This window comes from Sphingomonas bacterium (assembly GCF_028289855.1).
Taxonomy (GTDB): domain Bacteria; phylum Pseudomonadota; class Alphaproteobacteria; order Sphingomonadales; family Sphingomonadaceae; genus Sphingomonas.
In genome coordinates, this window is the sequence record NZ_JAQGKZ010000071.1 from 1 (window position 1) to 14,809 (window position 14,809).

The following is a 14,809-nucleotide window of genomic DNA, read 5'->3' on the forward strand; positions in this document are numbered from 1 at the left end:
GATGCAGAACATGGGCGAGGGGCCGCCCGCGCAGCGCACCTGCGCCGCCGCCGACCGCACCGGGCACGCGATGCTCCACGCGCTGTACCAACAGAGCCTGCGCTTCGACGCCGATTTCTACATCGAATATTTCGCGCTCGACCTGATCATGGAGGGCGGCGAGTGCAGGGGCGTGATCGCGCTGTGCATGGACGACGGCAGCATCCACCGCTTCCGCAGCCATGCGACGGTGCTCGCGACCGGCGGATACGGCCGGTGTTACCATGTCGCGACGTCCGCCCACACATGTACCGGCGACGGCGGCGGGATGGTGCTGCGCGCCGGGCTGCCGCTGCAGGACATGGAGTTCGTCCAGTTCCACCCGACCGGGATTTACGGTCCCGGCGTGCTGATCACCGAGGGCGCGCGGGGCGAGGGCGGTTACCTGACGAATTCCGAAGGCGAGCGCTTCATGGAACGCTATGCCCCCTCGGCGAAGGACCTGGCGAGCCGGGACGTCGTGTCACGATCGATGGCAATGGAGATTCGCGAAGGGCGCGGAGTGGGTCCCGACAAGGACTATATTTACCTCCATCTCGACCATCTCGACCCCAAGATCCTGCACGAGCGGCTGCCCGGCATCACCGAGACGGGCAAGATTTTCGCCGGGGTCGACCTGACGCGCCAGCCGCTTCCCGTCGCGCCGACCGTCCATTATAATATGGGCGGTATTCCCACGAACTATCACGGCGAGGTCGTCCACCTGAAGGACGGCGATCCCGACGCAATCGTCCCCGGCCTGTTCGCGGTCGGCGAAGCGGCGTGCGTCAGCGTCCACGGCGCCAACCGGCTGGGCTCGAACAGCCTGATCGACCTCGTCGTGTTCGGCCGCGCCACCGGCAAGCGCATCGCCGAAATCCTCAAGCCCAATACTAGGCACGGCGCGCCGGTCGCGGGCGCGGACGACAAGGCGATCGCGCGGCTCGATCATTTCCGCAATGCGAGCGGTGCGAAGCCCACCGCCGAAATTCGCGCCGACATGCAGCGCACGATGCAGAAGCATTGCGCGGTGTTCCGCGACACGGCGCTGCTCGACGAAGGCGTGACGCACATGGACGCGGTGTACAAGTCGATGGGCGATGTCAGGATCACCGACCGCTCGCTGATCTGGAACACCGATCTGGTCGAGACGCTCGAGCTCGACAACCTGCTGGGCCAGGCGGTCGTCACGATCCGCGGCGCCGCCAACCGCAAGGAAAGCCGCGGCGCGCACATGCACGAGGACTATCCCGATCGCGACGACACGAATTTCATGAAGCACACCATCGCGACGTTCGACGGCTGGGGCGGCCAGGGCGGGAGCGTGACGCTCGATTACCGTCCGGTGCACGATTACACGCTGACGGATGAGGCCGAGTACATAAAGCCCAAAAAACGGGTGTATTAGACACGCCGAGTGACGGTATGCGTCGTTGGCATCTACGGCGCGCCGCGACATACATCAAAAACCCTTTGTCGCCACTTGACACGGTCCCGTCGCTAACCCCCTGATACGTCCGACAACCGGGGTCCAGAATCGATGCGCAACGAGCTTTTCCGCCGACTTTCCGCCACCGCGCTGATCGCTGTCAGCGGCCTCGCGCTCGCTGGCTCGGCGACGGGGCAATCCGCCACCTACACCGCCCCCCAGCACACCACTGGCTTTCCCGGTTTGGTTGGCGGTGAAAACCAGGCCGAGGTCGCCGCATCGCTCGCGCTCGGGCCGGAACTCGAACGCGACCGGTCGCCCAAATGGCTGCTCGAGGATCAGCGCAAGCTCGACAAGTCGCTCGCCGCGTTGGCTCCGCAAAAGGCTGGGCAGGTCGATGCCTATGTCGTCGTGGTCGGGCTCGACAGCGACCCGATCTTCGGGCGCGAGGCGCGCGAGGCGGGGAAGGTGCTCTCCCGCCGCTACAACGCGGTCGGCCACACGATCGTACTGGCGGGCACCGAGGGCAGCGGGCCGTCGGCCTTGCCCAACGGTTCCCCGCGCAACCTCGCCATCGCGCTCGCCCGCGTCGCCGAGCTGATGGACAAGCAGCAGGACGTGCTCGTCCTCTACACCGCCGGGCACGGCGCCAAGGTGGGCCTTGCCTATCATGACGGCGACGACGGGTTCGGGATCATCCCGCCCGAACGGATGGCGCGGTTGTTCGATGAGCTCGGCATCAAGAACCGCTTGCTGATCCTGTCGGCGTGCTTCTCGGGCATCTTCGTGCCGACCCTGTCGAACGACACCACCGCGTTGTTCACCGCAGCGTCGGCCGAGCGGACGTCGTTCGGGTGCCAGTCGGACAAGGACTGGACCTTCTACGGCGATGCGATGATCAACAATGCGCTCCGCCAGCCGGTGCCGCTGGCAAAGGCCGGCGAAGACGCCCGCGCGCTGGTCAGCAAGTGGGAAGCGATGGGCGCGAATATGGGGATCATCCCGTCGGAGCCGCAGATCGCGATCGGCAGCAAGGTCGATGTCTGGCTCAAGCCGCTCGAAGCGCGGATGCCCAAGACCGCGACGCCGACGGTCGGCCGCGCGGCGATCACGATCTTCGACCAGCCGAAATAATCGTGGCGAAAGCGCCACGCGCCGCCGCCGCCCCGGCCAGCACGACCACACCCGCCGCCGATCCGTCAGGCGCGCGGACGCGGCAACTCTATCTGACCGTGGCGATCGTCCTGCTCGCGATCTGGATGGCGTGGGAGTTCCTGACGCCGATCGCCTGGGCGGTGGTGCTGGCGATGGCGGAATGGCCGCTCTACGCGCGCGCGATTAAACGCTTCCCCAACCGGCCCGGGTTGATCGCGGTCGGCTTCACGCTGGCCACCGCGTTGTTCGTGATCGGGCCGTTGTCGCTCGCCGCGGTGACGCTGGCGCAGGAAAGCCAGGGCGCGATCGACTGGTTCCAGCACGTGCAACAGGCGGGGCTGCCGGCGCCGTCCTGGCTCGGCGGGATCCCGTTCGCCGGCGACAAGGCCGCCGCGTGGTGGCAAGCGCACCTCGCCGATCCGAAGGGTGCCAATGTGATGCTTGGGTCGCTCAGCGCGACGTCGATCCTCGGCTGGATGCGCTCGATCGGCGGCGAACTGGCGCGCGACACCAGCCTGTTCGCGGTGACACTGGTCATCATGGCGACGTTGCTCGCGCACGGCGAGCATGTCGCCGGCCAGGCCAGGGTTGTCATGCGGCGGATGTTCGGCACGCTCGGCGAAGATTTCCTCGCCAAGATGACCGGCGCGGTGCGCGGTACGGTCAACGGCACGATCTTCGTGTCGGTGATCGAGGGCGCGATCATCGGCGTCGGCTATTGGGTCGCCGGGGTGCCGCAGCCATTGCTGTTCGCGACCTTCACGATTCTGCTGGCGCTCATCCCGTTCGGGGCGTGGGCGGCGTTCGGGCTCGCCAGCCTGATCCTGCTGGCGCAAGGCCATGTCGTCGCGGGCGTGGCGTTGTTCGCCTTCGGCACCGTGGTGATGGCGATCGGCGACAATGTCATCCAGCCCTCGGTGATTGGCAGCGCGGTCGAGCTGCCGTTCCTGTTCGCGATGATCGGCGCGCTGGGTGGGCTGGCGGAGCTGGGGCTGGTCGGGCTGTTCGTCGGGCCGGTGATCATGGCGGCATTGCTGCTGGTCTGGCGCGAATGGATGAATCCCGGCGCCGCGGCGCCACCCGCGCGGCGACGGCGCGGGCCGATCACGGTCAAGCGGCGGGCGAAAACCAGCTAGCTGTCACTTTCGCCGGGTCGGATATATTCGAACTCGACCAGATAGACATTCGTGCCGCTGCCGTGCCTGGCGGTCTTGAGCAGATCGATAACGCCCGCGAAGCCCGACTCCCGTGCCATCTCGCCGGTGATGTCGCCGATCGCGATCTCGCGGATCGATTCGACCAGGATGTGTCCGCCTTCCATCGGATAGAGCCCGCCGGCCTTGACGCGCGGGCTTTGCCAGATGCGGATGCTGGTGGTGATGTCGCCCGCGCGCACGCCGTCGCGCAAGCGCTTGGCGAACATCATCGGCCTTCGGCCTTCACCTCGGCGACCAATTCCTTGCGGCTGAGCTTGCCGACCAATGTCTTGGGGAGCGTCAGGCGGATCTCCACCCGATCGACTCGCTCATGGTGGCCGAGCTGCGGGTTGAGCCAGTCCCTCAGCTCCTCAGGGGTCGCCGCGATACCATCGTTGAGCGTGACATAGGCGCGGGGCTGTTCGCCGCGATACGTGTCGGGGACGCCGATCACCAGCGCCTCCTTCACCGCAGGGTGCTTGTAGAGCACCGCTTCGATCTGGCTCGGGAAGACCTTGAACCCGCTAACCGCAATCATGTCCTTGAGGCGGTCGACCACATGGATGAATCCATCGGCATCGATCTCGCCGACGTCGCCGGTGCGGAGCCAGCCGTCGACGAAGGTTTCGGTGTCGGCGTCGGGACGGTTCCAGTATCCCTTCATGATCTGCGGCCCGCGCACGACGATCTCGCCCGGCTCGCCAGCGGGCGGCGGACGGGTCGGATCTTCCTTGTCGACCAGCCGGACGTGCGTTCCGGGAATCGGCTGGCCGATCGTGCCGAGCTTCCCTTCCGCGCCGTACGGATTGCATGAGACCACACCCGAACTTTCCGACAAGCCATACCCCTCGATCACCCGCGCGCCCGTTGCCGCTTCGAACTTCGCCTTCACCTCGGCAGGCAGCGGCGCGCCGCCGGAAATGCAATATTTGAGGCTGGAGAGGTCGCTCGCGGCCAGTTTGGGATGGCTCAATAGCGCCTGATACATCGTCGGCACGCCGGGCAATGCCGTCGCCTTGGTCCGCTGGATCGCCGCCAGCACCTGCCCGCCGTCGAAGCGCGGGAGCAGCACGATCATCCCGCCGTTCGCAACCGTCCGGTTCATCACGCAAGTGTTGGCGAATACGTGGAACAGCGGCAGCACGCCGATGATGCGATCCTCTCCGCCCGGGTCGGGGTCGAGTCCTTCAACCTGCCGCGCATTGGCCGACAGATTCTGATGCGTGAGCATCGCGCCCTTGGGCGTGCCGGTGGTGCCGCCGGTATACTGGATTACCGCGACGTGAGCGAGCGGTTCGATTGTCGGGTGAGCAGCCTTGCCGTCATTGGCGATCAACTTGGAGAAGGCGATAATGCGCGGATCGTCGGGTCGCTTGGTCGTCTCCTTGCCACGGAACAAGCGGTAGAAGAGCGACTTGGTTGCAGGAAGCGCGCCGGCCACCGACCCAACGATCAACCGCTCGACGCTCGACTGATCGAGCACCTTGAGCGCGGTCGGGAGAAGTGCCGAGGCCGACAGCGTGAATAGCGCCCGCGTCCCCGAATCCTCGACCTGATGCGACAATTCCTCGACGGTGTAGAGCGGCGAGAAATTGACCACCGTCGCGCCCAGTCTGAGAATGCCGAAATAGGCCGCGAGGTAGTGCGGGACGTTAGGCAGGAACAGCCCAATCCGGTCGCCCGCGCCGTAGCCGAGCGCCGCGAGGCCCGTTGCGACTCGATTCGCCCCGTCGAGCGTCTCGGCATAGGAATAGTGACGGCCAAGGAAGTCGATCAGCGGCTTGGCGGCGTGGCGCCGGGCCGATTGCTCGAACATTTCGACCAGCGACAGCGGCGGGAAGTCGGTCGCCCACGGCGTCGGGTGACGATAGGCGGCGCTGCGCCAGATGCTCTCGGGATCGATCATCGACACCGATGTAAGCAAGCGCGCGTTAAGAGGCTACCCGACCGGCGGTCCAGGTCAGCACGAACTTGACCGCGACGATCCCCAGATCGACCGCTGCCTGGATCTTTTGCGGCGCCGGATCGTCAGCGCGGTGCGTCAGGATTTCAATGTCCGCGCTCGGATGGCGTGCGACCGCGACGACCGCCAGGATCGCCGCCGCTATCAGGATGGTCCGCCGCCGCTGCATGCGTTCACCATAAGCGACGCCGGCGTAACGACAAACGGAAAAAATCAGGCAGCGCGGGCGAAACGCGCGCGGTCGCGGCCGGCCTGCTTGGCGTCGAACAGTGCGCGGTCTGCGCGGCGGTACATCGCTTTCCAGTCGGGTTCGCTAGCCATAGGTCCGCTGCACGCGCCGATGCTGGCAGTCACGCTGATGTCGAACGGCATTCGCGCCGCGCGCAGCCGCTCCAGCACAGCGTCGGGCGCGATGGCGCGGTCGGCGGGGCACAGCATCGCGAATTCCTCGCCGCCCATCCGCGCGATCAGCGTTCCGGCGGGCGCGGCCTGGCGCAGGACGCGGGCGAACACGCGCAGCACCTCGTCGCCGCCGTCATGGCCGAGCGTTTCATTGACGTGCTTGAAATGGTCGAGGTCGCTCAGGATCAGTGCCTGCTCGCCCGCGCGCCCGATCGCCTGGCGCAGGAACGCGCGGCGGTTGAGCAGGCCAGTCAGCGGGTCGATATCGGCGAGCCGCGCGGCGATGATCTCGCGCTCGATCGCCTCGTCGCGCTCGATACTCAGCAGTCGGATGCGATAGGCAATCGCCAGCGTCGAGACGATCGCCTCGAACGCCATCGACAGGATGGTCGAATTGTCGAGCCAGAAATTCCACCGCACAACCGACAGATTGGCGAGCAGCCGCAGCGCCGCGAACAGGATCGGCGCGGCCCAGGCGATCGCGAACAGCCACAAATGCGGGCTGCGCTCGGTCCAGGCACGGGCGATGACCGGCACCACCGCGAGCATCAGCATCGCGAAGCTGATCGAATAAAAGGCGTCGAGCAGCCGAATCTGCCACGGCGCGAGCAGCGCGAACATCACCATCGCGCTCAACGCCAACGCGGTCATCCGGTTGGCCCAGCGCGATATCCAGCCCTCGGTGACCGACGGCGGGAAGAACGCGCGGGCGAACATCAACGCGGTCGCCGCCGCACAGGCCAGGAAAACGTAATTGAACCGCAGCCGGTCGTTGTTGAGTATGTCCGGATTGACCCAGGCCAGCCCGCCCGACGACGTGAAGGCGTAGAGCAATAGCGACAGTACCATTGCGCAATAAGCGAGCTGAAAGCGATGACGCAGCGCTCCCCACATGGCGAGGTTGTAAATCAGCAGCGCGATGCACAGACCGACGAATCCCGAATAGATCGCTGCCATCATGATGTTCGCCCGCGATGCCTCGGGAGCCGTCGTCAGCGTCGGCGCGACGAGGATGCCGCGCAGGTTGGCACTGCCGTCGACTCGCCACAGCAACCGTACCGGCGCGCCGAGTGCGGGGTCGAGCCGCCACTGGATCATCGCGCCGAGCTGAAGGTGGCGGCTCATGGCATAGCCATCGTATGCCCAGCCGCGCACTTGGCCGTTGGGATAGAGCGCGTACAAGGTAACGCGATCCTGCCACAGGCTGCCGATCCGGACGCGTTCGCGGGACGCACGGTCGGGAATGGTGTCGAGCGGTTGCGACAGCACCCAATAGTCGCCCTGATGCAGGCTTCTTTGCTGTACGGCGCAGTCGAAGCGGCCGGTCGCCGCAAACATTGCCGCTGCCTTGTCGCCCTCGGCAACGCGAGTCACGCACACCGATAATGGCACGCCGGTGACGGCGCTTTGGGCATGTGCTGCCGGCGTGATCAGGCTCATCGCCAGTGCGACGAGCGTCGCGAACAACACAAAAGGATAGCCGGCGCGCCGCATTGCCCCGGCCTAACGGCGAGGGACAAATTATTGGTAAATCACGCGCTTGGCACGATGGGGCGACGTTGCCGTCGCCCCAAGCCTACATGCTACTTCGCGTCGGCCTTGGCGGTCTTGCCGCCCTTCTTACCGGCTTTCTTGGGCGCGGCGGCTTCGATCGCGAACGACAGCGCGCCGTCCTTCAACTTGACCGTCACTTCGCCACCATGGACGAGCTTGCCGAACAGCAATTCCTCGGCGAGCGGCTGCTTGATCTTCTCTTGGATCAATCGGCCCATCGGACGCGCGCCGTAGAGCTTGTCGTAGCCCTTCGACGTCAGCCATGCCTTCGATTCGTCGTCCAGATTGATGTGGACATTACGGTCGGCGAGCTGGAGTTCGAGCTGGAGGATGAACTTCTCCACCACCCGCGCGACGACCTCGGGCGGGAGGGACCCGAACGGCACGATCGCATCGAGCCGGTTGCGGAATTCGGGCGTGAACATCTTTTGCACCGCCTGCTCGTCCTCGCCCTCGCGCGACAGGTTGCCGAAGCCGAGCGTCTCGCGCGCCATGTCGGACGCGCCGGCATTGGTCGTCATGATCAGGATGACGTTGCGGAAATCGACCGACTTGCCGTGCTGGTCGGTCAGGCGGCCGTTATCCATCACCTGAAGCAGGATGTTGAACAGGTCCGGATGCGCCTTCTCGATTTCGTCGAGCAGCAGCACGCAATGCGGCTGCTGGTCGACCGCGTCGGTCAGCAGACCGCCCTGGTCGAACCCGACATAGCCCGGGGGCGCACCGATTAGCCGGCTGACCGAATGCCGCTCCATATATTCGCTCATGTCGAACCGCTGGAGCGGGATGCCCATGATCGAGGCGAGCTGGCGCGCGACCTCGGTCTTGCCGACGCCGGTCGGTCCGGTGAACAGGTAGTTGCCGATCGGTTTTTCGGGATCGCGCAGGCCCGCGCGGCTGAGCTTGATCGCCGAGGCGAGCTTCTCGATCGCGTCGTTCTGGCCGAACACAACGCGCTTGAGGTCGGTCTCCAGCGTCGCCAGCGCCTGCGTGTCGTCCTTCGACACCGATTTCGGCGGGATGCGCGCCATCGTCGCGATTACCGCCTCGATCTCCTTGGTGGTGATCGTCTTCTTGCGGCGGCTCGGCGGTACCAGCATCTGCATTGCGCCAACCTCGTCGATCACGTCGATCGCCTTGTCGGGCAATTTGCGGTCGTTGATGTAGCGCGCCGACAGCTCGACCGCGGCCTTGATCGCGTCGGGCGTGTATTTGACGTTGTGATGATCCTCGAACGCCGAGCGCAGCCCCGCGAGGATCTTGATCGTGTCCTCGATCGTCGGCTCGTTGACGTCGATCTTCTGGAACCGGCGCAGCAGCGCGCGGTCCTTTTCGAAGTGATTGCGGAATTCCTTGTACGTGGTCGACCCGATGCAGCGGATCGTACCGCCCGACAAAGCGGGTTTTAGCAGATTGGACGCGTCCATCGCCCCGCCGCTGGTCGCCCCGGCGCCGATCACGGTGTGGATTTCGTCAATGAACAGGATCGCATCGGGCAGCTTTTCGAGCTCGTTGACGACAGCCTTGAGCCGCTCCTCGAAATCGCCGCGATAGCGCGTGCCCGCGAGCAGCGCGCCCATGTCGAGCGAGTATATGACCGCGGGCTTGAGCACGTCGGGCACGTCGCCTTCGATAATCTTGCGCGCGAGCCCTTCCGCGATCGCGGTCTTGCCGACGCCCGGATCGCCGACATAGAGCGGGTTGTTCTTCGACCGGCGGCACAGGATCTGGATCGTGCGATCGACCTCCGCCATCCGTCCGATCAGCGGATCGACCTTGCCGTTCTTGGCCTTCTCGTTGAGGTCGACGGTGAATTGCTTGAGCGCGCTTTCGCCTTTGGTCTTTTCGCTTTTCTTCTCTTCCTTGTCTTCGGCACCCTTCGGGGCGCTGCTCTCCGTAGGCGCGCCGCCCTTGCCGACGCCGTGCGAGATGAAGCTGACCGCGTCGAGCCGGCTCATATCCTGCTGCTGCAGGAAATAGACTGCGTACGATTCGCGCTCGCTGAACAGGGCGACCAGCACATTGGCGCCGGTCACTTCGTCGCGGCCCGACGATTGGACGTGAAGGATCGCACGCTGGACGACGCGCTGAAACCCGCTGGTCGGTGAGGGATCGGTTGCCTTGTCGACCTTGAGCGCATCGAGCTCGGTGTCGAGATAGTTGGCCACCGTGCCGCGCAGGTCGTCGAGTTCGACCCCGCACGCCGACATCACCTTCGACGCATGCTCGTCATCGATCAGCGCGAGCAGGAGGTGCTCGAGCGTGGCATATTCGTGGCGGCGCGACGACGCGGCTTCGAGCGCCTTGTGAAGGGTGGTTTCGAGCGCAGAGGCGAAACTCGGCATTAGAATTGTACTCCTGACGGGCCGCAGGGACGCGCGGCCCTTTCCTCGAATATCGGGAGGGTGGGGCCTCGCATCAAGCACTGGCCGATATCCGCATCATCCTGTCGGCAGATTGCCGGCGCGAAGATGCGGTTCGCGCTCATCGCTTGAATAACTCGTCAGCGATTGCCCGATGGTTAACGGCGCGTTGTTTATGTTGGTTAACGCGGACGATTTCACCCTCCAGCGCGGCGATGCGCGCATCGAGCTCAGCGACCGACAACGGATCGAGGTCCTGTTTGACCAGGAGCGCGAGGGGCTCGTTGGGCCGCGGCAGATTCTCGTCGGAATCCATGGACGCCAGCGTTGACCGGGGCGAGTCCCGTGTCAATAACGATGCGATGAGCCCAGGCACGATACCGACGACAATGCGCGCGATCGATCCTGAGGCTCCCGGCGGTCCCGAGGTGCTGCGCATCGTCGAGCGGCCGGTGCCGATCCCAGGCGAGGGGGAGGTGTTGATCAAGGTCGCCGCCGCCGGAATCAACCGCCCCGAACTTCTCCAGCGTCAGGGCGCATATCCCCCGCCGCCCGGCGCGCCGTCGATCCTCGGGCTGGAAGTTGCGGGCACGGTCGTCGCGACCGGCGATGGCGTCGAGCGCGACCTGGTCGGCCAGCCGGTCTGCGCGCTGATCGCCGGCGGCGGCTACGCCGACTATGCGGTTGCGCCGCACGGCCAGTGTCTGCCGGTGCCGCACGCGCTGACGATGGTCGAGGCGGCGGCGATGCCCGAGACGCTGTTCACCGTGTGGACCAATATGTTCGAGCGCGGCTTTGCGGCGGAGGGCGACACCGTACTCGTCCATGGCGGCACCAGCGGGATCGGCGCGATGGCGATCGGGCTGTGCAATCTGTTCGGCGTGACGATCATCGTGACGGCAGGGTCGGATGACAAGTGTGCGGCGGCCAAGGCGATCGGCGCGGACCACGCGATCAACTACAAGACCCAGGATTTCGTCGCCGAGGTGAAAGCGATCACCGGGGGCAAGGGCGTTGCGGTGGTGCTCGACATGGTCGGCGGCGATTACGTCGCGCGCAATCTGCAATGCCTGGCCGATGACGGCCGCCACGTCTCGATCGCGGTGCAGGGCGGTCCGATGGCGACCATCCCGGTGTTCGAGATCATGCGGCGGCGGCTGACCTTGACCGGATCGACGCTCCGCCCGCGGTCGGTCGAATTCAAGACTGCGGTCGCCGACGAGCTGGCGCAAACCGTCTGGCCGTTGGTCGCGGAAGGGAAATTGAAGCCGGTGATCGACCGCACCTATCAGCTCGCCGAAGCGCCCGACGCGCACCGGCGAATGGAGGCGGGGGATCATGTCGGCAAGATCGTGCTGGTGATGGAATAAGGATCGAGGGGGAATAATGGGGGAAGAAGACTACGCGCCCGAATTGCCGGGGCGCTGGCCGCAAATCGTGCTGGCGGTGATTCTGGTGGGCGTATTCCTGGCGGCCCAATTGTTTTCGGATCGACCGCAATTGCCGTTGAAGCGGCCGTGGATCGACCATGTTGCCGATCTGCCTGCGAGTGCCGACAAGATGCGATATACCGAGTTCGTCTACGCCACGACTGCGACCTTTCCGACCGGTCGACGGCTGACCGTGTCGAAGCTGTACGAGCGGCCCGCCGATCGTTCGACGAGCGATTGGTATCGCGACAACCCCGCCAAGCTGGGCTATTCGATCAACGAATATGTCGCGCTGTCGATGCCGTTCTTTGCGACCAGGGAATATGGCTACACGCTCTATGTCGATAATTACCGCTACATGGCGTTCGCGCCGCTGGAAGAAGAAGACGGCCTCAAGCTGTTGCGCGACGAACTGAAGGCTCCGATCGGCGAGGGTTTCACCTTCCGCTGGTGGAACCACATGTGGGGCTGGATTCCGCTCCTCTCGCTGATCGGGATCATCGTGCTGGAACTGCGCCGCGCGCGGATCAAGCGGATGCAATCGGGCATTCTATAAGCCGCACTGATCGCATGCACCGTGATTTCGATTGGACGGTTGCCGGCGCGGGCGGCATCGCCCGAAGCGAGGGAGTGCGAAATGGCCAGTTTGATCCTGCACGAATACGCCCAGTCGGGAAATTGCTACAAGATTCGCCTCACCGCGGCGCATCTCGGCATTCCGATCGAGCGGCGCGAATACGATATCATGGCGGGGGAGACGCGCTCGGACGCGTTTCTGTCCGGGGTCAACGCCAACGGCCGCATCCCGGTGCTCCAGGTCGGCGATGACTACCTCCCCGAAAGCAGCGCGGCATGTTTCTACCTCGCCGACGGCTCCGACCTGATCCCTACGGATCGCTTCGACCGCGCCGACATGCTGCGCTGGATGTTCTGGGAGCAATATAATCACGAGCCCAACGTCGCGACCTTGCGCTTCTGGTACGGCTGGATCGGCGAGGACAATTTCACCGATCTCCAGCACGCTAATCTGCCCGGCAAGCGCGCCGCGGGCGAAGCGGCGCTGACGCTGATGGACGAGCATCTGGCGCAAACGCCGTTCTTCGCGGGTGGTCGTTTCACGCTCGCCGACATCGCGCTCTATGCGTACACGCACGTTTGCGAGGATGGCGGGTTCGAGCTGCATCGCTACCCCGCGGTGCAGGCATGGCTCGCCCGCGTTGCGGCCTTGCCCGGCCACATTGCGATTACCGACTAGCCCAACGATTCCGATTGTAATAATTCACCGCCATAGCCCGTGAACGTCAGCAATGGCGGGATGGGCACATGAACGATTTGACCAATCTGGCGCGGGACTTCGCCACGTCGCGGCCGGCGATTCCCGAGCGAAGGATCAGCGAGCGGCGGCAATATCGGACGATCTGGATCAGCGACGTCCATCTCGGCACGCGCGGCTGCAACGCCGAAATGCTGATCGACTTTCTCGACCATGTCGACAGCGACAAGATGTACTTGGTCGGCGACATCATCGACGGCTGGCGGCTCAAGAAGAAGCTGCACTGGCCGGCGGCGCATAACGACGTCGTGTGGCGGCTGCTCAAGCGCGCCAAGCGCGGCGCCGAGGTGATCTACATCCCCGGCAACCACGACGAAGTGGTGCGCCAGTTCTGCGGGCTCGATTTCGGCGGGATCGCGATCCGCCGCGATGCGATCCACGAGACCGCCGATGGCAAGCGCCTGCTCGTCCTTCACGGCGACGAGTTCGACGCGATCATGCTCTCGCACCGCTGGCTCGCTTATGTCGGCGACGCCGCGTACGAGGCGGTGATGGCGCTCAACCGCGTGGTCAATGCGTGGCGACGGCTGTTCCGGATGCCCTATTGGTCGCTGTCGAAGCACGCCAAGGCCAAGGTCAAGAACGCGGTCGAGTTCATCTCGCGCTACGAGGAAGTCGTCGCGCAGGCCGCGGCGCATCGCGGGGTCGATGGCGTGGTGTGCGGGCACATCCACACCGCCGAATTTCGCGAAATCGGCGGGATCGCCTATTACAACGATGGCGACTGGGTCGAAGGCTGCACCGCACTGGTCGAGCATGTCGATGGCCGCATGGAGATTTTGCACTGGGCCGACGAAATCGAAAAACGACAAGCGCCCGCCCCCTCACTGATGCTGGCGGCCTGAGCCACGTGCGCATCGCAATCGTCACCGACGCCTGGAGCCCCCAGGTCAACGGCGTGGTGCGCACGCTGCAATCGGTGCAGGCCGAGCTGGAGAAGATGGGGCATGAGGTGCTGGTCATCTCGCCCGATCTGTTCCGGTCGGTGCCGTGCCCGACCTATCCCGAAATCCGCCTCGCCTTTGCATCGACCGGGGCGGTCGGGCGGATGCTCGAGGACTTCAGCCCGCAAGCGGTGCATCTCGCGACAGAAGGCCCGGTGTGCCTCGCGGCGCGGCGCTGGTGCCTGCAGCGCGATTTTCCCTTCACCACCGCGTATCACACGCAATTCCCCGATTACGTCGCGGCGCGGACGGGGGTGAACCCCGAATGGGTGTGGCGCTACATCGCCTGGTTCCATGGGCCGGCGCAGGCGATCCTCGCCGCGACGCCGTCGATCGCCGAGACATTGAAGGCGCATGGCCTGACGAAGCTGCGCCATTGGGGCCGCGGGGTCGATCTGGCGACGTTCGGTCAAAGCCCGCCCGACCCCGCGATCCGCGGCCTGCCAGGCCCGGTGATGCTCTATGTCGGCCGCGTCGCGGTCGAGAAGAATATCGAGGCATTCCTGACCGCCAAGCATCCGGGGAGCAAGGTGGTGGTGGGCGACGGCCCCGCGCTCGCGTCGCTAAAGGCCAAATTCCCCGGCATCCACTTCCTCGGCCCCAAGTTCGGCGCCGACCTCGCCGCCGCCTATGCCGCCGCCGACGTGTTCGTGTTCCCCAGCCGCACCGACACGTTCGGGCTCGTAATGATCGAAGCGCTGGCGAGCGGCACGCCGGTCGCCGCTTATCCGGTCACCGGCCCGATCGACGTCCTGTCGCCGGAGGCCGGGGCGATGGCCGACGATCTCGACCAGGCCATCACGCAAGCGCTGACTCGCGACCGCGCGGCGTGCGCGGCGTACGGCGAGACCTTCACCTGGGCCGCCAGCGCGCGCCAGTTCCTCCAGGCGCTTGTCCCGATCACCGATCACGCGATCGCCGCGTAACGCTTGCTCCGTCGGCTGATACGCATTAAGTCCCCTGCCAGACACGGCCGCTCCGAAAGGGGCGGCCCTATTTATTTCCGACGGAGAAAATTCGTG

Annotated in this window: 14 protein-coding genes; 8 read left to right on the forward strand and 6 right to left on the reverse strand. The window is 65.2% G+C overall.

Going from position 1 to position 14,809, the window contains the following annotated elements; genetic code table 11:
* The 3 genes from JWM94_RS07865 to JWM94_RS07875 all read left to right on the forward strand — a co-directional run.
* Positions 1-1,426 (forward strand): FAD-binding protein (locus tag JWM94_RS07865; protein WP_299424638.1); only part of this gene is annotated, 1,426 nt, incomplete at its 5' end.
* A gap of 132 nt (positions 1,427-1,558) precedes the next feature.
* A complete protein-coding gene (locus JWM94_RS07870; protein ID WP_299424640.1) occupies positions 1,559-2,581 on the forward strand; it encodes a C13 family peptidase in 1,023 nt (340 codons plus the stop codon).
* Positions 2,582-2,583: 2 nt separating this feature from the next.
* On the forward strand, positions 2,584-3,738 hold the full coding sequence (locus JWM94_RS07875; RefSeq protein ID WP_299424643.1) for an AI-2E family transporter: 1,155 nt from the start codon (positions 2,584-2,586) through the stop codon (positions 3,736-3,738).
* Here JWM94_RS07875 and JWM94_RS07880 read toward each other — a convergent pair.
* The 6 genes from JWM94_RS07880 to JWM94_RS07905 form a co-directional block, all read right to left on the reverse strand.
* Positions 3,735-4,028 (reverse strand): hypothetical protein, encoded by a 294-nt coding sequence (locus tag JWM94_RS07880; protein ID WP_299424646.1) that lies wholly within the window; start codon positions 4,026-4,028, stop codon positions 3,735-3,737. The genes JWM94_RS07875 and JWM94_RS07880 overlap by 4 nt on opposite strands.
* A complete protein-coding gene (locus tag JWM94_RS07885) occupies positions 4,025-5,704 on the reverse strand; it encodes a long-chain fatty acid--CoA ligase (protein ID WP_299424649.1) in 1,680 nt (559 codons plus the stop codon). The genes JWM94_RS07880 and JWM94_RS07885 overlap by 4 nt, the downstream gene beginning before the upstream one ends.
* Before the next feature lie 25 nt (positions 5,705-5,729).
* Positions 5,730-5,930 (reverse strand): hypothetical protein, encoded by a 201-nt coding sequence (locus tag JWM94_RS07890; protein ID WP_299424651.1) that lies wholly within the window; start codon positions 5,928-5,930, stop codon positions 5,730-5,732.
* A gap of 44 nt (positions 5,931-5,974) precedes the next feature.
* Positions 5,975-7,657, reverse strand: coding sequence for a diguanylate cyclase (locus JWM94_RS07895; RefSeq protein WP_299424654.1), 1,683 nt, complete (start codon positions 7,655-7,657; stop codon positions 5,975-5,977).
* 89 nt (positions 7,658-7,746) lie between these two features.
* Complete coding sequence (gene clpA / locus JWM94_RS07900; protein WP_299424657.1) at positions 7,747-10,062, reverse strand: ATP-dependent Clp protease ATP-binding subunit ClpA; 2,316 nt, start codon at positions 10,060-10,062, stop codon at positions 7,747-7,749.
* Between the two features lie 139 nt (positions 10,063-10,201).
* Positions 10,202-10,396, reverse strand: coding sequence for a DUF1192 domain-containing protein (locus tag JWM94_RS07905; RefSeq protein WP_299424660.1), 195 nt, complete (start codon positions 10,394-10,396; stop codon positions 10,202-10,204).
* 46 nt (positions 10,397-10,442) lie between these two features.
* On the opposite strand from JWM94_RS07905, the gene JWM94_RS07910 reads away from it, so the two are divergent.
* From JWM94_RS07910 to JWM94_RS07930, 5 genes are all read left to right on the forward strand, one after another.
* The gene (locus JWM94_RS07910; RefSeq protein WP_299424662.1) at positions 10,443-11,450 is read left to right on the forward strand and encodes an NAD(P)H-quinone oxidoreductase; all 1,008 of its coding nucleotides are present in this window, start codon (positions 10,443-10,445) and stop codon (positions 11,448-11,450) included.
* Between the two features lie 16 nt (positions 11,451-11,466).
* Complete coding sequence (locus tag JWM94_RS07915) at positions 11,467-12,066, forward strand: hypothetical protein (protein WP_299424665.1); 600 nt, start codon at positions 11,467-11,469, stop codon at positions 12,064-12,066.
* Positions 12,067-12,147: 81 nt separating this feature from the next.
* Positions 12,148-12,765, forward strand: a complete 618-nt coding sequence (locus JWM94_RS07920; protein WP_299424668.1) for a glutathione S-transferase family protein — start codon at positions 12,148-12,150, stop codon at positions 12,763-12,765.
* A gap of 68 nt (positions 12,766-12,833) precedes the next feature.
* Entirely contained in the window at positions 12,834-13,688 is an 855-nt protein-coding gene (locus JWM94_RS07925) for a UDP-2,3-diacylglucosamine diphosphatase (RefSeq protein WP_299424669.1), read from the forward strand.
* Positions 13,689-13,693: 5 nt separating this feature from the next.
* Positions 13,694-14,713, forward strand: coding sequence for a glycosyltransferase family 1 protein (locus JWM94_RS07930; protein WP_299424672.1), 1,020 nt, complete (start codon positions 13,694-13,696; stop codon positions 14,711-14,713).
* The last annotated feature ends 96 nt before the right edge of the window (positions 14,714-14,809 follow it).